Source organism: Pseudomonas delhiensis (genome assembly GCF_900187975.1).
GTDB lineage: Bacteria > Pseudomonadota > Gammaproteobacteria > Pseudomonadales > Pseudomonadaceae > Pseudomonas > Pseudomonas delhiensis.
Genome location: NZ_FZPC01000042.1, coordinates 1 through 18,631 on the forward strand (window position 1 = coordinate 1; position 18,631 = coordinate 18,631).

Annotated in this window: 27 protein-coding genes and 1 tRNA gene; 3 read left to right on the forward strand and 25 right to left on the reverse strand. The window is 61.0% G+C overall.

Annotation, left to right across the window (positions count from 1 at the left end):
• The first annotated feature begins 311 nt into the window (after positions 1 to 311).
• Positions 312 to 626: a hypothetical protein gene (locus tag CHC02_RS30865; protein WP_341845160.1), complete on the forward strand. Its 315-nt coding sequence runs from the start codon at positions 312 to 314 to the stop codon at positions 624 to 626.
• A gap of 323 nt (positions 627 to 949) precedes the next feature.
• Here CHC02_RS30865 and CHC02_RS27205 read toward each other — a convergent pair whose 3' ends face one another.
• Positions 950 to 1,414 (reverse strand): ImmA/IrrE family metallo-endopeptidase, encoded by a 465-nt coding sequence (locus tag CHC02_RS27205; RefSeq protein WP_089394508.1) that lies wholly within the window; start codon positions 1,412 to 1,414, stop codon positions 950 to 952.
• Between the two features lie 111 nt (positions 1,415 to 1,525).
• Positions 1,526 to 1,759 (reverse strand): hypothetical protein, encoded by a 234-nt coding sequence (locus CHC02_RS27210; RefSeq protein ID WP_089394509.1) that lies wholly within the window; start codon positions 1,757 to 1,759, stop codon positions 1,526 to 1,528.
• A gap of 555 nt (positions 1,760 to 2,314) precedes the next feature.
• Here CHC02_RS27210 and CHC02_RS27215 point away from each other — a divergent pair.
• Entirely contained in the window at positions 2,315 to 2,545 is a 231-nt protein-coding gene (locus tag CHC02_RS27215; protein WP_089394510.1) for a helix-turn-helix transcriptional regulator, read from the forward strand.
• Complete coding sequence (locus CHC02_RS27220; protein ID WP_089394511.1) at positions 2,526 to 2,936, forward strand: hypothetical protein; 411 nt, start codon at positions 2,526 to 2,528, stop codon at positions 2,934 to 2,936. The genes CHC02_RS27215 and CHC02_RS27220 overlap by 20 nt, the downstream gene beginning before the upstream one ends.
• 246 nt (positions 2,937 to 3,182) lie before the next feature.
• On the opposite strand, the gene CHC02_RS27225 is transcribed toward CHC02_RS27220, so the two are convergent.
• The 23 genes from CHC02_RS27225 to CHC02_RS27320 form a co-directional block, all read right to left on the reverse strand.
• Positions 3,183 to 3,500 (reverse strand): HNH endonuclease, encoded by a 318-nt coding sequence (locus tag CHC02_RS27225; RefSeq protein ID WP_089394512.1) that lies wholly within the window; start codon positions 3,498 to 3,500, stop codon positions 3,183 to 3,185.
• Positions 3,500 to 5,956 (reverse strand): phage tail tape measure protein, encoded by a 2,457-nt coding sequence (locus CHC02_RS27230; RefSeq protein WP_089394513.1) that lies wholly within the window; start codon positions 5,954 to 5,956, stop codon positions 3,500 to 3,502. Before CHC02_RS27230 ends, CHC02_RS27225 begins: the two co-directional genes overlap by 1 nt.
• Before the next feature lie 9 nt (positions 5,957 to 5,965).
• Positions 5,966 to 6,151: a hypothetical protein gene (locus CHC02_RS30100; RefSeq protein ID WP_139210252.1), complete on the reverse strand. Its 186-nt coding sequence runs from the start codon at positions 6,149 to 6,151 to the stop codon at positions 5,966 to 5,968.
• On the reverse strand, positions 6,148 to 6,363 hold the full coding sequence (locus tag CHC02_RS27235; protein ID WP_089394514.1) for a hypothetical protein: 216 nt from the start codon (positions 6,361 to 6,363) through the stop codon (positions 6,148 to 6,150). The genes CHC02_RS30100 and CHC02_RS27235 overlap by 4 nt, the downstream gene beginning before the upstream one ends.
• On the reverse strand, positions 6,363 to 7,382 hold the full coding sequence (locus tag CHC02_RS27240; RefSeq protein WP_167364859.1) for a phage major capsid protein: 1,020 nt from the start codon (positions 7,380 to 7,382) through the stop codon (positions 6,363 to 6,365). Before CHC02_RS27240 ends, CHC02_RS27235 begins: the two co-directional genes overlap by 1 nt.
• Before the next feature lie 98 nt (positions 7,383 to 7,480).
• Positions 7,481 to 7,747, reverse strand: a complete 267-nt coding sequence (locus tag CHC02_RS27245; protein WP_089394516.1) for a hypothetical protein — start codon at positions 7,745 to 7,747, stop codon at positions 7,481 to 7,483.
• Positions 7,740 to 8,039, reverse strand: coding sequence for a hypothetical protein (locus tag CHC02_RS27250; RefSeq protein ID WP_089394517.1), 300 nt, complete (start codon positions 8,037 to 8,039; stop codon positions 7,740 to 7,742). Before CHC02_RS27250 ends, CHC02_RS27245 begins: the two co-directional genes overlap by 8 nt.
• A complete protein-coding gene (locus CHC02_RS27255; protein WP_089394518.1) occupies positions 8,039 to 9,577 on the reverse strand; it encodes a DUF3631 domain-containing protein in 1,539 nt (512 codons plus the stop codon). Before CHC02_RS27255 ends, CHC02_RS27250 begins: the two co-directional genes overlap by 1 nt.
• The gene (locus CHC02_RS27260; protein WP_089394519.1) at positions 9,570 to 10,448 is read right to left on the reverse strand and encodes a toprim domain-containing protein; all 879 of its coding nucleotides are present in this window, start codon (positions 10,446 to 10,448) and stop codon (positions 9,570 to 9,572) included. The genes CHC02_RS27255 and CHC02_RS27260 overlap by 8 nt, the downstream gene beginning before the upstream one ends.
• Positions 10,445 to 10,663, reverse strand: a complete 219-nt coding sequence (locus CHC02_RS27265) for a hypothetical protein (protein WP_089394520.1) — start codon at positions 10,661 to 10,663, stop codon at positions 10,445 to 10,447. The genes CHC02_RS27260 and CHC02_RS27265 overlap by 4 nt, the downstream gene beginning before the upstream one ends.
• Positions 10,656 to 10,937, reverse strand: a complete 282-nt coding sequence (locus CHC02_RS27270) for a hypothetical protein (protein ID WP_089394521.1) — start codon at positions 10,935 to 10,937, stop codon at positions 10,656 to 10,658. The genes CHC02_RS27265 and CHC02_RS27270 overlap by 8 nt, the downstream gene beginning before the upstream one ends.
• A 5-nt stretch (positions 10,938 to 10,942) precedes the next feature.
• Positions 10,943 to 11,488 (reverse strand): hypothetical protein, encoded by a 546-nt coding sequence (locus CHC02_RS27275; protein ID WP_089394522.1) that lies wholly within the window; start codon positions 11,486 to 11,488, stop codon positions 10,943 to 10,945.
• Positions 11,485 to 11,739: a hypothetical protein gene (locus CHC02_RS30105; RefSeq protein ID WP_139210253.1), complete on the reverse strand. Its 255-nt coding sequence runs from the start codon at positions 11,737 to 11,739 to the stop codon at positions 11,485 to 11,487. Before CHC02_RS30105 ends, CHC02_RS27275 begins: the two co-directional genes overlap by 4 nt.
• Complete coding sequence (locus CHC02_RS30320) at positions 11,736 to 11,894, reverse strand: hypothetical protein (protein WP_167364860.1); 159 nt, start codon at positions 11,892 to 11,894, stop codon at positions 11,736 to 11,738. The genes CHC02_RS30105 and CHC02_RS30320 overlap by 4 nt, the downstream gene beginning before the upstream one ends.
• Positions 11,887 to 12,120 carry a hypothetical protein gene (locus CHC02_RS27280; protein WP_089394523.1) on the reverse strand — a complete coding sequence of 78 codons (234 nt, stop codon included), beginning with the start codon at positions 12,118 to 12,120 and terminating at the stop codon, positions 11,887 to 11,889. The genes CHC02_RS30320 and CHC02_RS27280 overlap by 8 nt, the downstream gene beginning before the upstream one ends.
• Complete coding sequence (locus tag CHC02_RS27285) at positions 12,113 to 12,376, reverse strand: hypothetical protein (protein ID WP_089394524.1); 264 nt, start codon at positions 12,374 to 12,376, stop codon at positions 12,113 to 12,115. Before CHC02_RS27285 ends, CHC02_RS27280 begins: the two co-directional genes overlap by 8 nt.
• A gap of 278 nt (positions 12,377 to 12,654) precedes the next feature.
• Positions 12,655 to 12,864, reverse strand: a complete 210-nt coding sequence (locus tag CHC02_RS27290; RefSeq protein ID WP_089394525.1) for a helix-turn-helix transcriptional regulator — start codon at positions 12,862 to 12,864, stop codon at positions 12,655 to 12,657.
• 82 nt (positions 12,865 to 12,946) lie between these two features.
• Positions 12,947 to 13,450, reverse strand: a complete 504-nt coding sequence (locus CHC02_RS27295) for a hypothetical protein (protein ID WP_139210254.1) — start codon at positions 13,448 to 13,450, stop codon at positions 12,947 to 12,949.
• Complete coding sequence (locus CHC02_RS27300; RefSeq protein ID WP_089394527.1) at positions 13,447 to 14,658, reverse strand: tyrosine-type recombinase/integrase; 1,212 nt, start codon at positions 14,656 to 14,658, stop codon at positions 13,447 to 13,449. The genes CHC02_RS27295 and CHC02_RS27300 overlap by 4 nt, the downstream gene beginning before the upstream one ends.
• 208 nt (positions 14,659 to 14,866) lie before the next feature.
• Positions 14,867 to 14,942: transfer RNA gene (locus CHC02_RS27305), tRNA-Phe, on the reverse strand.
• 77 nt (positions 14,943 to 15,019) lie between these two features.
• Positions 15,020 to 15,292 carry an oxidative damage protection protein gene (locus CHC02_RS27310; protein ID WP_089394528.1) on the reverse strand — a complete coding sequence of 91 codons (273 nt, stop codon included), beginning with the start codon at positions 15,290 to 15,292 and terminating at the stop codon, positions 15,020 to 15,022.
• Complete coding sequence (gene mutY / locus CHC02_RS27315) at positions 15,289 to 16,356, reverse strand: A/G-specific adenine glycosylase (RefSeq protein ID WP_089394529.1); 1,068 nt, start codon at positions 16,354 to 16,356, stop codon at positions 15,289 to 15,291. Before mutY ends, CHC02_RS27310 begins: the two co-directional genes overlap by 4 nt.
• Positions 16,353 to 18,590, reverse strand: a complete 2,238-nt coding sequence (locus CHC02_RS27320) for an AsmA family protein (RefSeq protein ID WP_089394530.1) — start codon at positions 18,588 to 18,590, stop codon at positions 16,353 to 16,355. Before CHC02_RS27320 ends, mutY begins: the two co-directional genes overlap by 4 nt.
• Positions 18,591 to 18,631: the final 41 nt, after the last annotated feature.

Below are 18,631 nucleotides of genomic sequence, written 5' to 3' on the forward strand. Positions count from 1 at the left end.
TCATGGTTGTGATCGATGACCGTAAGGACCACGCGAGCGCCCTGATGGAGCGCGACATCATCTCATCGCTGGTGAAGTCCATGCTGTTCACCGACTTGGAGAAGCGCGGCGCCAGCCGAAGTCATCACTAAGCATGGCCCTAAGCCCCGCGCCCGCTGGGCTTTTCGCCCTCCCTTGACCGTCCTACTCGTTTTGGTAAATTTTCCCTGCCCTGGAGCTGGGAAGACAGCAGCTATCAGGACAAGGCCGCGCCATTGAGTGCGGCCTTTTCGTTTCCGGCCTAAGCTGAATTCCCTGCTCTGGAGGTTCCCATGGCCGACTCCCTTCTCCCCGCCCCGCTCTACCGCCTAAGCCTGAACATCAACGCCATCGGCTCGGCTGTCGAAGAACTGGCGATCTGGGTTGAGCAACGAGGTTCCACCGAGACCTCAGACGCCGTGAAGCTCCACCTGGAGACGCTGATCGAGAATGCGGAGTTCATTTCTGAGGCGCTGGTGGAGCCGATTGCGCGCGAAGAAGAGATAGCAAAGCCCCGCTGCGGGCTACTACTTTTGGTCCTTCATAATGTCGAGAAGGTCCTTTGCCGTTTGCATGCTCAATGGCAGCGGCGAGTCCTGCCCCTCTGATGCTTTCTCCCGATGGTGGAAGTAACGCATCAAAGCTATGAGCAGGACTGTTGGTATAGATGCCAAAGCCAAAATGATCGGAATGTCAGTGGCTGCATGGGACTTAAAGCTGAGCACGACATACCACTTCCCAAAGACGAAGCGACCATTACCGAGGAAGATGAACCCAACCAGCATAAGGTAGAAAAAACCAACCAACTGCATGGCTCGCCGGGCCAGCTTCTGCTCCCATTCGAAGCGCCAAATTTCCTTTCTCAGATAGTTCTGAAGGATTTTTGGATCTACGGAGCTTTCGCCTTCGGCCAATCCCTGGTTGTCGTTGCTCATAGGATGCCGAGGTTTCTCAGGCGATATTCCATTGCGGCGGTCGAAACACCGAAGGTAGCGGCCAGCTTTTTAAGATCGGCAACCTTCTCTTCGAAAATCATGTGCTTCACCAAGGCGGCGGGCATCAGAAGCGATGCGGCAAAGCGGTTTGCCGCAACCTCTCTAGGGTCGCGCACGCTAGCGCTCATCTGCTTGTCGGTATCACGCGGGGCGTCAACATCGCCATTTATATGGTGCCCGATCTCATGAGCTACCGTGAAGCGACGGCGTACTGCGGAATCAGCAGGATTGTAGGTAATCAGCGGATCACCATCGCGATAGCTGTAATGGCCGCTTTCGCGGTCAAGCGGCGAACCTGCCTGAACCTCAATGCCCATCTTCTCGGCAATGGCGATGGGGTCGACTGGAAGCTTGAAGTCCCAATGAGCCTTCAGGACGTCAAGCGCGGTGCTGTATCTCATGCGTCCCTCCTCTCTATGGCTGATGACAAGCTTTTGGCGGCGACATTATGCTTGCGCCGTTCCAATAGTCAATTTGGGCGCAATTGGCATTGTTTGCAAGGGTGGTACGAGTCAGAACTGCTCGACGTCCAGCAGCGCCCAGGGCCGCAGCCCCTGCTCCTTGGCCTGCTTCTCGGCAGCCAGTATCGCTTCGGTCCGGCTGATGCTCCGCGAGCGGTGCTCGAAGCGGAACGCCGGGCCGCTATCGCCCCTCACGCTCAAGACCACCAGGTAGCCGCCAACCGGCCTGCTGGCGTCCTTTGTCGTCTTCTTTCTCGCCGTGACTATGCCCAGGGCTTCGCGCATCTGTAGTTCGAGGTCTTCGGTAGGGCATCTTGGCTGTTCTGCTGATCAAGGCGCGGAGTATCGCAGGTCCGTAACACCTCAGATAGCGCAGAATCTGCAGCAGAGCGGACATGGCCCGCCCTATACGGACTCAGTGCCAACCCTCTCTCTTCGATCCGCACATCTTGCAGACGCTATAGTCCCCATAGCGCCCAGTATGACTCGACATCGGCCCTCCACAATTCTGGCATGGGCCATCTCGTTCGCCATTCTCCCAGCGCCAGATCGCCCATATCGCATACGCCGCCCAACACAGGCCGGCGAATGGAATGAGTGGCGTCCATGGAAATAACGACTGCGCCATGTTTCCAAGAAATAGCATTGGCCCGTCAGCCGACTGCAGTCGACCTAGCGTGATCATTATCACCATGCCGATTATGAAGGTGAGGGCCGGAAGCGCTAGGTTTCTGCACCAGCGCCAGATTGCGGTTATGTTGATATCCATGAATGCCTCCTTGCTGAGAAGGCATTGATATCGGAGTGGCATCGGTAGGTCAATTTTGAGGTGCGAGGTCGATGAATTACGTGATGATTGATCGCTTCATGCGCCTCGATGAGGTGCTCCATACCACCGGCCTGGGCAAGAACACCCTGTATCGTCGGGTTCGCGAAGGCTCGTTTCCGAAACAGGTGAGGATCGGCCCAAACTCGGTAGCTTGGCGGCAGTCGGATATCACCGAATGGATGAGTGATCCTGCTGGATATAGTGAAGGTTGCGGAAGGGTGGATGCTGATGATCGAGTCTAGCCCCATAGCCGGCGAACTGAGGGCCATCCGTTCACAAATCAGTGCTCTTGCTGAGAGCGTGGGGCGGCTTGCTGACCTGCTTGATGGACTATCCAGGGACTGGACTGGCGGGGAGAGGTTCTTGGCCGAAGCGCAAATGGCCGAGCACCTCGGAACGACTCTGGCCGCGCTTCGAACTAGGCGGTTCCGAAAGCAGATTCCTGACAGCGTTTGGATGAGGCAGGGCCGGAAGGTTCTCTATAGCACCGAGGCCTATAAGCGGTGGTTGGAGTCCGAGTGGGATGAGCGAATTGATGGACTCGCTCCTGCGGTTCAGCGCCAGCAGCCAGTAAAGCGCCGCATGAACAGTAAGATGAAGCCTCGCCGAAAGCCATACCCACTGCTGGTGTGATCGGTGGATGCCGGTAAGCATTGGTCTATCGGTATAGCTAGATTGGCAAGGTTAAGTTAACGAATTCAAACGATATTCAAAATCCGCTCAAGCCCAGACGCTACGCTGGCTTCGGGCTGGTCGTTAACTCCATTTGCTGATTAACGCCGAGGTTAACCGGGGCTCAAAAGGGGGATTTAATCTGCGAATGGGGGGGCACGCGGGGTCCTGTCAATTGTCCTTTTGAAAGTTACCCCACCCCCCTGATCAGAGGATGACCATGGCCCGTTCTGCGGCCTCCTTTGCCGTTTTGTCAGCATGGCAAGGGATGCAGAGCACCTGCATGTTGCTCTCCAAGTCATCACCACCCTTCCACAGCGGAATGACGTGATCCATGTGCCAACTATCGTAGTCGCAGGTCCTGCCGCAGCCAGCGCAGAAGGCCATTGCCTTGGTCCAAACCCTGAGTCGCATCTCTTGGCGCTTGCGGCCGGTGGTGCGCTTCTCTGATGGGGTTGGCAGGCTACGAACTTCCCTGCCCTTGAACTCCTGCAGGCGCGGCTTCAGTGTCCGGAGTCTGGCCATTAGCTATACCTCCCGGCCGCATCGACTGCGCGAGCGATCTGGCGCCCGATTTTCGCCCCGCTAGCCCTTTGTTCTTTGGTCGAGCCGCCGCCGGGCAGCGCGACGGTTACATTAATGCTGGTAGTGCGGTTGTCATTGTTGGTCTCGGCTATCGCTGTGCTTGCCTTGCTGATGGATGCATCCAGCTTTCCTGACCTCATCGCCTCTAGATTGCCCACGCCAATCCTTGCAGTGGACGCAGCATCGAAGACGAATTCTTTCCCATGGACGAAGCCTGCGACGTCATGAATTCCACCATTGCCGGTATAGCCACCAACCTCAAAGCCATCCAAGCCGATGGCAGCGATGTTCCCGACTATGCTGGCTGTCTCTGCCGCTACCGTGGCCATCGCTGCCAGGTTCAGGGGGAAAGGATTCGCGGCGGCCAAGGCGATACCCTCCTGAATGGCGACGGCAGCTCGGGCAATGGCGATGCCCTTCTCTACGGCGAACATTGCCTTGTAGATCCCCGAGGATTCGCCGGCATAGGACTTGGCCATCTCCGCCAGGCTGCCGAAGGTGCTTTCTGCTGTGGCGAGTTGGACAAGCTGGCGGTTCTTCTCGATGTTGGCCAATGCGGCTTCGTGCTGGCGCTTGAGTTCAAGCTCTTGCTCATCCCATTCGGAATTGAGGTCGGCGCGCTGTTCCCGGAATTTGCTGAGCATCTCCATTTGAGTTGCATACCAATCTTCGAGCTGCTTCTGCGCATCGTCGACCTTCATTAGTTCCCCGGCCGGCCCACCAACATTGGCATCGATACCGCCATATTTCGGAGCATCCGGAAATGCGGCATCGATGGCTCGATTGGTCTCTTTGCGCCGCTCACCTTCCGGCAGCGATGGCATCGACTCGATGATCTTCAGACGCTCTTTGAGCTGGTCGGTGAGTTGTTCTTCTTCCGTGCGCAGTGAGGACACCAGAGACCTGTAGTCTTCCTGCGCCTTCTTCTGCTTGTCGAAGGCGTCGGCGGTCGCGAGGGCTGCTTTCGCTCTTTCAAGTTGGGCCTCAGTGGCGCCTTCAGTCGCCAGCTTGAAGAGTTTCTCCTGGTCGGTAGACATCCCCAGAGTCTTCACCTGGTATTCCAGGTTGGTGATTTCATCGGCGATTGCCTCGGCCCTACGCTTGGCCGCCGCTGCGGCTTCGTCAGCAACTCGCTTGGCCTCGCGCTCAGCCTCTTTAGCCAGCCTCTCGGCTTCTTTCTTTGCCGCAGCGGCGGCCTCTTCGAGCTTGCGCTGCTCTTCCCGTTGCTTTCGAGCCTTTTCGGCATCTGCAGACTGCTGCTCGGCGGCTTTCTTCTCGGCAGCGGCCTGGGCTTCTGCGGCCTTTTGAGCCGCGGCAGAGGCTTTAGCCTGCTGCTCCTGAAGTTCGACAGCGACCTTTCGCTTGGCGTTGAGTTCGTCGATTTCCGCCAGGATGGACTGCGGCACTGCTTGTCCACCCTTCTCGAAAAGAGCAGCGTGACTCTTCAATTTGTCGAGTCGATCCTCGATGCGCACGATGTCATCCAGCGCCGGCCCGGTAATTGAGGCTGCAATGCTATCGCCTACCCATCCCATGAAATCGACCGTACCCTTGGCCGCATCAATGGTGCCGGTAGTGATGGTGACAATGGCCTTCGCCAGCTTGCTGGCGGCTTCGGCAGTGTCAGGATCCTTCAGCAAGGTGGTGAGCTGAGTGAGCTCCGGCAGCAGTTCTGCTGCCACCTTCTGACCGACACCGCCGGAGATCTTTCCGAAGGTATCCAGATCTCGATTGAACTGCTGGGCGCCCTTGATGGTTTTATCATCCAGGATGATGCCCAGGTTGTCTGCCTGGTCAGCGAGATCGGCCATACCCTTGCCGCCATTGCGCAGCAGCGGAATGAGGGAGGTGGTGTCGCTAGCCATCGCCTCAAGGTAGAAGGTCATTTCCTGCTGGGAAAGCCCAGCCTTCTCTAAGCTCTTGACGTACAGTCCGAGAGCCTGCGGGCCAGAGAGGTTGCGGAATTGGTCCGCAGTGACACCGACGTAGGGAGCGATGTTCTTGAAGAAGTCGAGCATCGGACCGCCGCCAGTTTCCAGGAACTCACCCACGCGGTCATTAACGTCCTTGTAGATATCGGCGAGCTTATCCTGTTCGATGCCGACCGTCTGAGCCGCATAGGCCATCTTCTGGAACTCGGTGTTACTGGCGTTCGATACGGCGGCCAGCTTGGCAATCTCATTGGCTGTTTCGACGGTTGACTTGATCCAGAGGGCGCCAGCACCAACCGCCACAGCCGAGGCGGCTCCAATGGCCTTGCCGGCCGCAGCGGCGCTTTTCTCAACCTGTTTGCGCCACTTCTCAGCGCTGCGTCCGCCCTTGTCCATGCCAGCAACGAAACCGCCAACCTGGGCGATCAGATCGAGTGTGAGGGTTCCTAGACTTTTCGAAGCCATGAGCATTCCTCAGTGCGTGATTTTGGGGAGTGAATCGATCGATATGGTCACCAGAAACGGATCGGGATCGCCGTTCCTGACAAGGACTGTTAGGTAATCAGGCTTCGCGATGACCACCTGCAGGTCCATGCCGCACTCTTTCAACTCAGCTAGACGTGCCGCTAGCGGCGGAGACATAACGGGGTGGTCGCTCATCGCTTGTTCTCCACGCTCGCCAGAAGCTCGGTCAGGAGCTTGATATCGCCTTCCAGGCGCTCGATGCGCTCCAGGGCCTTGATCAACTGCCCGCTCAGAATCGCAGCGGTTGCCAGGCCGAAGGCTTCCTTCGCTCCGCCCGCAGAGGCTTCCTTCGCTTGGGCTCCGATCCTCTTTACGAGCTCCTCGGCTCGATCTGCAGCGGTACGCATTACGCACCCCACTGAACGCCGGACAGCCAGGCAACAGAACCAGCCCGGGCGACTTCCCAGTTCAGGAAGCGTTCGGCCAGGGCGGCGGTGAGGTTGTTCTGCCAGAGCGGAAGGTACCCAGTACCACCTTGCCCATCGTCTACCTGGATGGTGGTGATATTGGATTGAAGGATATCGACACCCTCGTCGGTGAGGAGAATGCCTGCTGGATCGATCAGAGCCACCAGAGCGCCGTTGGAGTCCTTAGGTACTGAGTCGCTAGTCACAACTGGGACACCGAACAGCTCACCACCTCGCACAGTCAGACTGGTCTCGCCAAGCGACGCTTGCATCATCGACAGCTCAAGGGCGGTCTCTGGATGCATGGCGATCACTGCGGTTTCGAGCGAGCCATCGAAGGCGGAAAAGAGTGCGTGGATGTCTGCTCGAACGGCATCGGCATCGCTGCCAGATGACGGGACCGGAGCGACTCCGTTTGTGATCGAAGCAGGAGAGTCGATGCCACCTGCGCTGGTTGGATCCAAGAAGGAAAGGCCTTCAAGAGCAGCGACCGGATTGACCAGATCATTGCTCACCGCGGATTCGAAAGCTGCGCCTTGGCCTTCAAGGAGTTCGTTGGTCAGCACCAGCAGTCCGGTGATCTTTTTCGAGTCGAGACGCTTCTGCTCGAAGGCAGTGTGAGTGGCCATCTTCGGCTGGCCCTGGGCAGTCCAGTAAGCAACCGGTCTCTCAGTTTGCGCCAGCACTCGGGTCTTCGCAGGGATCGCGCGGAAGGGAGAGATCGCGTTGATTTTGCCGATCAGGGAGCGAGTTTGAACAAGCTCGATGAATGCCCGCCCAGCGGAGCGGAAGTCAGGATCAGCATGTAGATCGCCGGTGGTGACAACGGCCTTCTCCAGCAGGCGAACCACGACGCTGGAGTGGCCGTAGAGGGTTCTGCTCACCATCAGAGCGGTCTGGCGATTGCCGCGGTTAGCCAGAAGCGCCTTGGTGAATTGAGAAAGGACGAGCTCGCGCATGGGGTTCTCCAGGAAAAGATGCTGGAGAAATGGTCGCGTCCTTGCGGCCTTGGAACCATGCCGCCAACTGACGTGGAAGTACATCAGCTAACGCGCACTTACTCGGCGCCTATTTCTATCCACACGGCGATGTCCCGCAGCCGGTAGCTAACCTGGCAACCCGACATTGGGATTCGATAATGCCTCGGTGCGCTCCCGTCGCCTGTTCGCATCTGTTTCAGATAGCCAGGTGCGATGTTGAGCAGCGCAGCGGCGTCAGCCTCGGTCACTCGTAGATCACCTGAAAGAATGATCCCCTGTTCGCGGCAGGAGGCGAGGAGCATCCGAGCGGTTGCTTCAACGCGATCTTCGAAGGACTCAGCCATGACGAACCTCCGCCCCGGGCCAGCGCCAGGTTGCCGCCTCGAGTGCCTCTGCCTCCGTCATCGGTTCCCCGATCATGATACAGAGAGGTTTCCCGCCAAGAGTGATCTGCCAATGGCTGCGGCGTTCCTGTCCATCGTTGGCTGCCAACTCCGCCAACAACTCCAGGCGGTGCACCTTGATGTACTGGCGAACGTCCGGGGTGAGTCTTGAGGCCGGTGAAACGACCAGACGCTTGCCATTCACCTTGGCGCTGAGCCCATGGTCATGGAGGAAGTCGATAGCGGCACCCATCAGAACTCCTCCTTGTCGGTGTCATCCCACTGCGGAAGTTCTTCTCCTTCTTCCATTGGCTGAATAGGCGTTCTATCCGTCACATCGTCACAACCCGTGTCAGCCGTGGCTTTCAGCGGCTTTTTATCCGTCACATTGCTGGGGTGTGTGACGCTTTGAAAATCGCTGGATGCCGCGCCGTTACTGGCTTGTGGCGGTGTGACGCTTGTAGAGGGTGCGACGCTGGAAAGGTATCGATCGAAGGCGTCACGGAACTGATCCAGGGAATAGCCTTTCTTGGTGTCGAAGCCCTGGCGAACTGTTCCGGATTTGATGCCGAAGTCAGCCAGCCTGTTCGCCAATTGCCGAGGTGAAATAGGCTTGCCCTTGTTCCAGGTGGCCCACGGTGCTTCCTCGTCTGCGACCAGGGCTTCAAGCAGATCGGCACTGAAGATCTTGCTGGCTTTCTTGTCGTCGAAGATGGCTTTCACATCGGCCAGCAGTTCGGCGCCAATACTTGGCGCTTCACCTTCCAGGCCGTGGAGCGTGATGGCGGCATTGCGGGCCGACTTTGGCCAGTGCTCACCTACCAGATCAGCGATGGCCAGCAACGGTTCCCAGGTATCGTTGGCGCGGTCGTTCAAGCCGTTGATGGGGGTGGGTCTGGCCTTGCTGATCGACGCAGCAGCATCGAGGGAAAAGCGCGCCAGCCTCGAGCGCAGCCGCCCCCACAAGACCGGATCGGAGTGGCGCAGGCTCTCCACGTTCTCGCCTGGAGTGCGGCGACGCAGGCGCAAGGGCACGCTACGGTCGGCCAGGGTGTCGGCAATCTTGCCGATACCGCAGAGGGCCTTGGCGCCCCAGACATTGAACGGGGTTGGCATGTGATCGTCGCCCACGCAACGGATGACGATTGCACTGTCCCGGGTAAAGCCAGCATTGAGGATGCCTCGGGCATCATCGTGAGCGGACAGGAAAGCATCCACCTCATCGATCAGCAGGGTTGGCGACCACAACTCGATGGACCGGAAGAGGGCGGCCGGTGCGATGTTGGATACCTGCAGGGGGCGATTCGCCAGCTTGCCCAGGGCGGTGAGCAGGATGGACTTGCCGCAGCGCTTCTCCGGGGCTGTGATGTTGGCGATGGGAGCCACCTGAACCACGTCGACGAACCAGGTGAAGGTTGCCCATAGTGCGGCCGCTCGCAGCGTCTCCTTGTCGGCAATCACATGGCGGGCGAGGGCATGGGTGATGTCATCCAGCAGGTCTGCCCCATCCACGGGATCGGCCCATGGCTCGACCTCGGCGAAGATGTCGGAGTTTGCTGCCTCGCTCTCTGCTTCCCCTGGAGCGGTCAGGCGATCGAACTCCGACATGCTCAGCATCTTGGTTTCTTTGACCTGGATACGCAGTCGAGCGAACGCTGCAGGATCCTTCCCACGCATCTGTCGAAGCTGCTCCAGGATCGCTGGCGCGTACAACGCGCCAGCATCGTTCTTGAGGCTGTGGATAGCCTCCTGGATGGGGCTCTCAGCTTTGAGCGTCAGGACTTTACTCATGGGCAGCGCTCCAATTGGCCAGATCGTTGAAGTCGGTCAAATGGATCGGCGCGGCATCAGGCCAGTCGGGGAACGTGACCATCGCACCCACAGCTAAGGCGGCTGCGGTTGCCGAAGTGCGGCCTGGATTACCTGGCGTCTGGCGATCGTCGTCGCCGGCAATAACCAGTTCCATCAGGTCGCCGTACTTCGCACGAAGGGCCAGAGCTACTGGCTTGAGGTTGCCGGCGTTCATCGCACAGGCGACGGGGCTGCCGCTGCTTTCGTGAATGCTGGCGCCGGTCGCCCACCCCTCGCACACGTACAGCCGGCGCCCCGGGGTGAAGTTGCCGAGAGGTGAATAGCAGCCGGTGATGCGGCCACCGCGCAAGAAGCGCTTGCCGCCGCCGGCATCGATGCGCTGCAGGTTCACCAGCACGCCGTCCAGGTAGAGCGGCACCAGCAGTTCGTCCCGGTGCTGGCGCAGGCCGTAGGAGCGAACCTGCTTGGCCTGCAGGTAGGAGTGAGTAGGATCTGCGCGCCGGGCACTGTCCCAGCGCCAGCCAGCGTATTCGGATGCCTGCTGCTGGCGCTGGCGCTGCTCGGCTTCACGCTGGCGCCGGGCCTGCTCGATGCGCTGGCGCATCTGCTCGGCTTCGAGGGCTGTTACCTCGCCACGGTTACTCCAATGGTGAACCTCGCCGGCCTTCCAGCTACCGAAACACCCCGATGCGATGCCGTCCGCGAATAGCAGATACCATCCGTTGAGACTGCCCGTCCTGTCGCCCTGGACGTGGAAACGGTGAATGCTTCCATCGGCGGCAGGCAGCCAGTCCAGTTTGCCGAACACGCCTTGAAGGGCATCGCGGAAGAGAATCGATGCGTCCGTCATGCGACCCCCTTCGGCGGCGTGAAGCGATCAGCGAGGCGATCCAGTTGGCCAATGAGGCGATCCAGTTCATCGCAATGACGGCCGGCGTCGCCCTCGGCAATTCGCAGTTGCATAAAGCCGATCAAGGTATCCACCAGCAGCACATAGCTGGTCCTGTCGATATGGGCAGGCTGCTCGCCGCTTCCCTTGTGCTTCATCGGCGTGACGTTATCCATGGGCCACCTCCCGGACGTCAGCGAAGGCCCGGAAAACCTGCCCGTTGTTCACCTCATGCCAGTAGGTAAGGTCGTCCAGGTGCTCGACCAGAGACGACGTCACCACCGCACCAGCACTGTGCATGACAGTGCGGCTGCACTTGGCATCGGCCACGCTCAGGAACGGCCCGAGCAACGCCCGGGTGGCCTGCGGATGGGACACGTCGAACAGCTCGGTGGCTTTCTTCGGGTAAGCCGATCCCGTCGGCGCGCAGGCGCCGTTTTTCATCGTCATGGCTGTTACTCCTTGGCCGGCTTTTCGGAGGCTTTCACGAGGGCGAGCAGCGCATCGTCACTTCCCAACGCCAGCCAGCGGTTGGCCTCGGCGAGCCACTGCCCATCGCTCCGCGGCGCATTTGCTTCAGCGGCGCCGGGCCAAGAGGTTTCGATCTGGCAGGGATTAACCTTGCCTATGAAGCCCTTGATCTGGCCGCGCAGCCCTTCGAGCTCAGACTGTGTGCACGAGCGAGACTTTTCCGCCCAGGCCTCTGCGATATCGCCAAGCAAGCAATGCTTGATGACGTTTTCAGAGCGCTGGATGTAGTTGAGGTAGATGCCAGCAAGAGCGCTGCCGAGATAGGTACCGACCAAGAAATCGGTTGTCAGTGGGACATCCCAGTAGCTGAACTGGCCGTGATCCTTGCCAACGAAGGGGAGGGTGAAGAAATCGCCGCCGCGCTTTTGCGGTTTTTTGAAGCGCAAACGATTCTTCTGGGCCTTGGGGTAGGTCTCTTTCAGAGTGGTTGGGATTGCGTTGAGACGCTGAATCTTTACGGACGCATTCATTGAGCACCGCCTTTGCTTTCAGCAATGTTCGCTTGAACGATGGGGTGGTTGGCACGCATGCGGCACATGGTGAGATGGCAATCCGGATTCTCCTCGCTAACCTGATCAGCCAATTGACGCATGGCGTGAACGCCAAGAATCGGGCCATATTCGGCAAGAATTCGGCCCTGGTGATCGAAGGCTCGAACTACAAAACTTGCGCGCGAGGCTGCCAGCGCCGACTCGAGCTCGAAATCAGTGATAGCGTTCATTGCTCATCCCCCATGATCAGGCGGATAGCCGCATTCAGGTCACGAATCGAAATCCACTGTTCACCATCAATGGTGCGCGCTCTGTCCTTGAGCATCTCTTTCAGTTGCTCGGCGGTGGGCTTAGGCTTCTTGGGAACGAGTTTGAGGTTACACATGGCTCGCCTCCTGCTCTGCTTCTGCTGCCTCGCAGAGGTCGTATCCAGCGGACATGACGTAGGCCGAGATGGTCAGCACTGCTTGGTTCAGGCCATCGATATCGCGCTCTTCCAAGTTGTACTTGGAGCGATGAGCGGTTAGCAGATTGCACAGCGTTTCAAGCGCAAGGCCGGCGCCGACAAGGTTATTTCCGACCCGGCCGGAGAGGCGAGTGAGGCTATGCATGGTCCACCTCCTGAGCTTCCAGGGCGCGGGCTCTCAGAGCGGCGGCAATCTCTTCGCAGGCATCGGCCCAGGCATCCCCTTCCAGGTTCTCCAGCCAATCGCAGGCGTTGGGCCGGGCTTCAAGGGCGCGCTGGATAGCGCGGTGGTGGTTGTAGCGAGCCAGGCGGACGGAGAGGGAGGAATTGCTACGGAGTGCGGCAAGGGCCATGGCCCGATGGGCGGCGGCGCGTGCTTTAGACGGATTGCGGGTGTGCATGGTGTAGCTCCTAGAGTTGAGGAGCTGCCACCGATCGCGGCCAAGCGATTGGAGGGTGGCAGCTGTACGCGGGTTGGCCGACCGGGACTCTAGGAACCCGGCACACCCGAAGGTGTCCCACGCACAGCCGCCATAACACGAAACTGCGGGCACAAAAAAAGCGCCTGCTTTCGGATGGAGGGCGCCTGTGCGCCTAGAGAAGTTCGACCGGCCAAGGTCGGCCACGGGATTTACCGTGACGGCACCAATGTAGCTCCGAGGGGAGATGAGCGCAAGCATCAGGCGGCACTCCTCTCGGCGATACGCGCGTCCATCCAGGCACGTACTTCGCTTTCCTGCCAAGCCGTGGTCATGGGGCCAAGTTTTACTTGAGAGGGGAAGGTGCCGTCCGCGATCCGACGATAGAGATCCGACTTGCTGAGCGAGGTGATGGAAAGCACCTCTTTGATGCGGATGAAGCGTTGGGGCTGGGTTGCATTGTCTGCCATCGCACTACCCTCCTTGGGGCTGGTTGGGAGCGATGGCTAGATATTTCCGGCGAACGAACGGTAGCCCGGCTATGTTTCGCTTTTAGTCGACGCGTGTGTGCTTTCGGATTCTGGATAGAGTTGCACGGAAGGAGTCTTTTGTAGTTTTCCCTCCTTCAAACGTTACCTCTAGCTTGTCCTCTTTGGGGCATAACCCAAGTTCATCCAGAACGGAGACGTACTCTCCCCATAGCTCGCTTGGCTTCAGGTAGTCCCCTAGCGAATCCTTTTTAGATGCAAGCCCCTTGATGATTTCTGTGACGCTGGTTCGGCCTTCGTCTGACTCAACTGTGCTTCGGCTTTTCTTGGACTTGGGAGCTTGGTCTGCTAGGTAGAACTGTCCTGCGATACAAAGCTCGGCCACCATTTTAATTCGCTCCAATCCCTGAGCTCTAAGCATTGGATCGTCAGATATCGCCATCCTGGCGAACTGGATGATTAGGCTTTCGGTTATCTCGGAGAGGTCCTTGGTCTCAATATCTCCGCCTTCGAAGGTGAAGGCCATTTTGGCTCTCTTGTGGCGGGGAAGATTGGGCTTCTTGCTCATCTAGAACCAGTCCTAATTCCGACAACTCGGCCGCCTGTGCAGACTGCGTCGATTGCATCCGCCCAAGCCTGCATCATTTCCCGGCGCTGCTCGAGGTAGTGGGCATGGTTGTAGGTATCGCGCATCTCGTCGGCGTCACCGTGGGCGAGCTGGCGCTCGATCCAGTCGCGGTTGTAGCCGCGGCTGTTCAGCTCGGTGCTGATCAGGTGCCGGAAGCCATGGCCTGTCTGCCGCCCCTCGTAGCCGATGATCCTGAGCGCCTTGTTGATAGTGTTCTCGCTCAGCGGGCGACCGGGGTTTGCCTTGCCGGCAAAGGCGAGGTCATACCGGCCGGTGATCTCCTGCAGGTCGCGCAGCAGGTCCACGGCCTGGGTGGGTAGCGGGACGATGTGCGGGCGCCTGGCCTTCATCCTGGCCGCTGGGATGGTCCAGGTGGCGGCGTCCAGATCGAACTCATTCCAAGGTGCCTGGCGCAGCTCGCCGGGGCGCACGCCGGTCAGCACCAGCAGGCGAATAGCTATCTTGGTGGGCTGATCGCACCTGGCCCCGGCCAGCCTCTCCAGCAGCTCGGGGAGCTCTGCCAGCGGGACGTGAGGGTGGTGCTTCACCTGGGGCGCGTGCGCGGCCACCACGTCGAGGTCGGTGGCCGGGTTGGTGGTGGCCACCCCCTTGGCCAGGCCGAAGCGGAATATCTGGTTGAGCCACTGCCGGATCTTGCCGGCGGCGTTCAGGGTTCCCCGGGCTTCGACCTTGCGCACTAGTTCCACCAGATCGGGCCGGGTGATCTCGGCCACCGGGCGCTTGCCGATGCCAGGGATGATGTCGTTGTTCAGGTACAGGCGGGCCTTGTAGGCGGTGGCGTCTGCCCATCGAGGGGCGCTGTAGGCGTACCACTCGTTGGCCAGTTTCTCGAAGGTGTACGCCTCGGCCTCTCTGGCGCGTTTCTCGGCCTGCTTGTGCTTGGACGGATCTACCCCAGCAGCAACCTGTGATCGTGCAACGTCGCGCAATTCTCTGGCCTTGGCGAGCGTGACGGCCGGGTAGGAACCCAGGCTGATCATCTTTGGCTTGCTGGCGAAGCGGTAGCGGAAGCGCCAGAGCTTACTGCCGGTGGGAGGGATTTCGAGGCTCAGGCCCAGGGTGTCAGCGAGGCGGTAAAGCTTCTCGCGGGGCTTGGCGGTACGGGCTGCGGAGTCGGTGAGAGGCACGGATATCCCCGGAAAGCCACACCGGGCGCCGGATAGGCATCCGGGTGTGAGTAGAAATTCATGACCGAACTGCGTCTACTCACGAATCTACTCACAAAGTTTTGGGCTTACAAGGGATCGCTTGGGATCGGTAGAAACAAAAAAACCGGCTCAGAGGCCGGTTTTCTTGGGGTTCCGAGACTGCTAGAGAACTCTCGGGACTAGTATGTGGTGCCCAGGGACGGAATCGAACCGCCGACACGGGGATTTTCAATCCCCTGCTCTACCAACTGAGCTACCTGGGCAACGTGGCGCGCATTAAAAGGGTTTTCGTTTGGGGTGTCAAGCGTGCCGCGAAAAAATTTTCAGTTAATACCGAAACTTACGCGCTCGGCGGGACGTAGCCCTCGGCCTGGGCGTATTCCTCGCCGGAGAGGAACTTGTCCATCTCGGCCTGGAGGAACTTGCGGTCCTCGGCGTTCATCATGTTCAGCCGGCGCTCGTTGATCAGCATGGTCTGGTGCTTCTGCCACTCGTCCCAGGCCTTGCGCGACACGTGCTCGTAGATGTCCTGGCCCTTGGCGCCGGGGTAGGGCGGGCGATCGAGGCCGGGCAGCTCTTCTTTGTACTTGCGGCACATCACCATTCGGCTCATGTCATCTCTCCTGCATTCAACGCGTCGGCTGCCCGTTTGAGCAGCTTCTTGACCGGGGCCGCGAGACCGAGCCGCGGCGGGGTGGCCAGGTTATACCAGAGCCAGTCGCCCTCGGCCACGCCGCCGTCTGCGTCCTCCACGCGCACCAGCCAGGGCTCGATGGCCAGCTGGAAGTGGCTGAAGGTATGGGTCAGGCCGGGCAGCTCGTGGCGCTGCCCCAGGCGCAGGGCGTGCTGCGCGGCGAGCGGGTCGAGCTGGGCGAGGTCGTCCAGTTCCGGGAAGCTCCACAGGCCGCCCCACAGGCCGGTGGACGGGCGGCGGTAGAGCAGGATGGCGCCTTCGCGGTTGGCCAGGATCGGCATCAGCGTGCGCCGCTGCGGCAGCTCCTTGCGCGGCTTGGGCACCGGGTAGGCGCTTTCGCGGCCGAGCAGGTGGGCGCGGCAGCCTTCGCGCAACGGGCACAGCAGGCAGCTGGGCTTGCTGCGGGTGCAGAGGGTGGCGCCCAGGTCCATCATCGCCTGGGTGTAGTGGTTGACCCGCGCGTGCGGGGTGAAGCGTTCCGCGGCTTCCCACAGCTGCTTCGCCACCTTGGGCTCGCCCGGGTAGCCGTCGCAGGCCAGGTAGCGGGCCAGCACGCGCTTGACGTTGCCGTCGAGGATGGGCGCGCGCAGGCCCATGGAGATGCTGGCGATGGCCCCGGCGGTGGAGCGGCCTATGCCGGGCAGCTCGGTGAGCTGCTCGAGGTCGCGGGGGAATTCGCCGCCGTGGCGCTCCATCACCAGCTTCGCGGTCTTCTGCAGGTTGCGCGCGCGGGTGTAGTAGCCCAGCCCGGTCCACAGGTGCAGGACTTCGTCCTCGGGCGCTGCGGCCAGGTCGGCGACCGTGGGCAGCGCCGCCATGAAGCGGTCGAAGTAGCCCAGCACGGTGCTTACCTGGGTCTGCTGCAGCATGATTTCCGACACCCACACCCGGTAGGGGTTGATGTCGCGCTGCCAGGGCAGGTCGTGGCGGCCGTGGCGGTCGTACCAGTCGAGGACCGCGGTATTGAAGCGTTCGGGGGTCATTTCTTCTTCAGCAGGTTCTTCAGGGCGTCCTTCAGGTCGGGGCTGACCTTGTCGCCGAATTTCTCTTCGAGTTTCTCGTTCAGGCGCTGCCCGGCCAGTTGCCCGGCGATGCGGCCGATGCCTTCCTGGTCCAGGCGGCAGGCCTTGGCGCCGAGTTCCAGCGGGCCGCGGCAGCGCAGCGGCCATTCGATGCCGACGTAGCGCTTGTTCACTTCGCAGGCCGGGTCGGGCATGTCGCTCTTGTCGCCTTCGATGATCACGCCGACGCGGTAGTCCATGCCCAGCACGCGCAGGTCGAGGTCGCCGTCGCCCTTCACCGTCAGGCCGGGCACCGCGACGCGCAGGTCGGGGTTGCTGGCCACGCCGTTGTGGAAGGTCAGGCTGCCGTTGAGCTCGCGGAAGGGGGTGTCCTTGCCGCCGTGCTCGGCGCTCAGGCTCTTCCGGTTGAGGGTGGCGATGCCGCGGCACAGCTGCTCTTCCAGGTTGGCGTTGAGCAGCACGCCCTTGCTCAGCTTGAAGTTGGCCTTGCCGTTCAGGTTGTCGATCCAGGCCTTCTGGCTGTTGCCCTGGGTGGTGATGTCCGCGTCCAGGTTTAGCAGGCCGGTGACCGGCGGCTTCTGGCCCCGGGCTTCGAGGAGTTTCTCCACCGGCACGCCTTCGATGTGCTTCTGCGCCGCCAGCAGCGCCACGTCCTGGCGCACGTCGAGGCTGGCCTTGGCGTTGAAGCGGCCGTCGTAGAGTTCGCCGCGCATGTCGTCGAGGCTGAACTGGCCGTTCTGCCCGCGCAGCTTGAGCACGGCGTTCTCGATCGGCAGCTTGTCCAGGGTGAGCTGGCCGAGATTCAGGTTAAGGTCCAGATCCAGCGTGCGAAGCTTGGCCAGCGGCAGCAGAGTCGCGTCGCTCCAGGCCTGCTGGGTCGGGGCGTTGGGCAGCGGGCTGTCGCCCTTGCCGGTGGCGCTGGCGACGGTGGCGTCGACTTCCGCCTTGCGGCTGGCGCTGGCCGCCTCGGCGCCTTTGGCGGCCTTGGCCGGCAGGTAGCGGTCGAGGTTGAGCTTGTCGCCGCTGAGCTGGGCGCGCACGGCCTGCCTGGCGATGTCGGCCAGGCCCAGGCTGCCGCTGAAGCTGCTGTCGTCGAGCTTGAGCTGGATGTCGCTGAGATTGACGGCGTTGCGGCTGCCGTCCAGGCGCGCGGCCAGTTCCAGCCTGGTCAGGGTGTTGCCGTCGGCCATCTCCGGCAGCTTCTGGCCGAGGCCGTCGAGGAATTCGCGCAGGTTGAACGGGGCGATGGACAGGCCGCCGGTGAACTGCGGCTCCTTGTCGAGGTTGCGCGCCTTCAGCTCGCCGAGGGCGCGCAACTGGTTGATCGACAGCTTCAGGCCGTTCCATTCGGCGACCTGCGCGGCCTGGTCGAGCAGCAGCTGGCCCTGGGCGGAGAAGGTCGCGGTGCGGCCCTGCAGCTGGTCGCCGGCCAGCTCGCCGGAGAGCTTGGCGTCTTCCAGCTGGTAGCGCTTGAGCGCGCGGTCGAAGCGCAGGTTGCCGGTCAGCTCGGTCTTGGCGCGGGTCACCGGCTGGTTGGTGCCCAGGTAGGCGTTGAGCTTGAAGGGGATGCTGCTGCCTTCGCGGATGGCGCCGGTGTTCAGGTCCAGGCCTTCGACGGTGTACTGCTTGCCGCTCTGCTCGTCGCTGTAGTCGATGCGCGCGCCGCTGACGTTGAGGCTGTCGATGTCCAGCTTCATCGGCGTGGACGCGGTTTCGGCCGGCGCCTTGGGCGCTTCGGCGGGCGCGCTGGCCTGGCCGGCCGGCGTGGCGGGAGTGGCGCCGGCAGGCTGGGCCGGCTTGCCGATGTCTTCCCAGTTGCCCTTGCCGGCCTTGTCGCGGTTCAGCGTCAGGGTCAGGCCCTGCACGCGGATGTCGCTCATCTGCACTTCGCGGCGCAGCAGCGGCAGCACCCGCACCGACAGGCCCAGCAGCTGCAGGTCGGCGAACGGCTTGGCCGGGCTGCGCACGCTGGCCACGCTGGTGTCGTGCAGTTCCAGGCCGAGCCAGGGGAACAGGCTCCAGCCGATGTCGCCGCGCAGGTCCAGCTCCAGGTTGGCCTTGTCGCGGGCGAGCTGGCGGATCTCGTCCTTGTAGTCGTTGGGGTCGAAGAAATGGGTGAGGATGAAGCCGGCGGCGACTACCAGTAGCAGCAGGGCGAGGACGGCTATGCCCAGGATCTTGCCGAACGCTTTCATGGACGGGTCCTTGTTCTGGCGGCGGGTGAATTGGCGGGAGT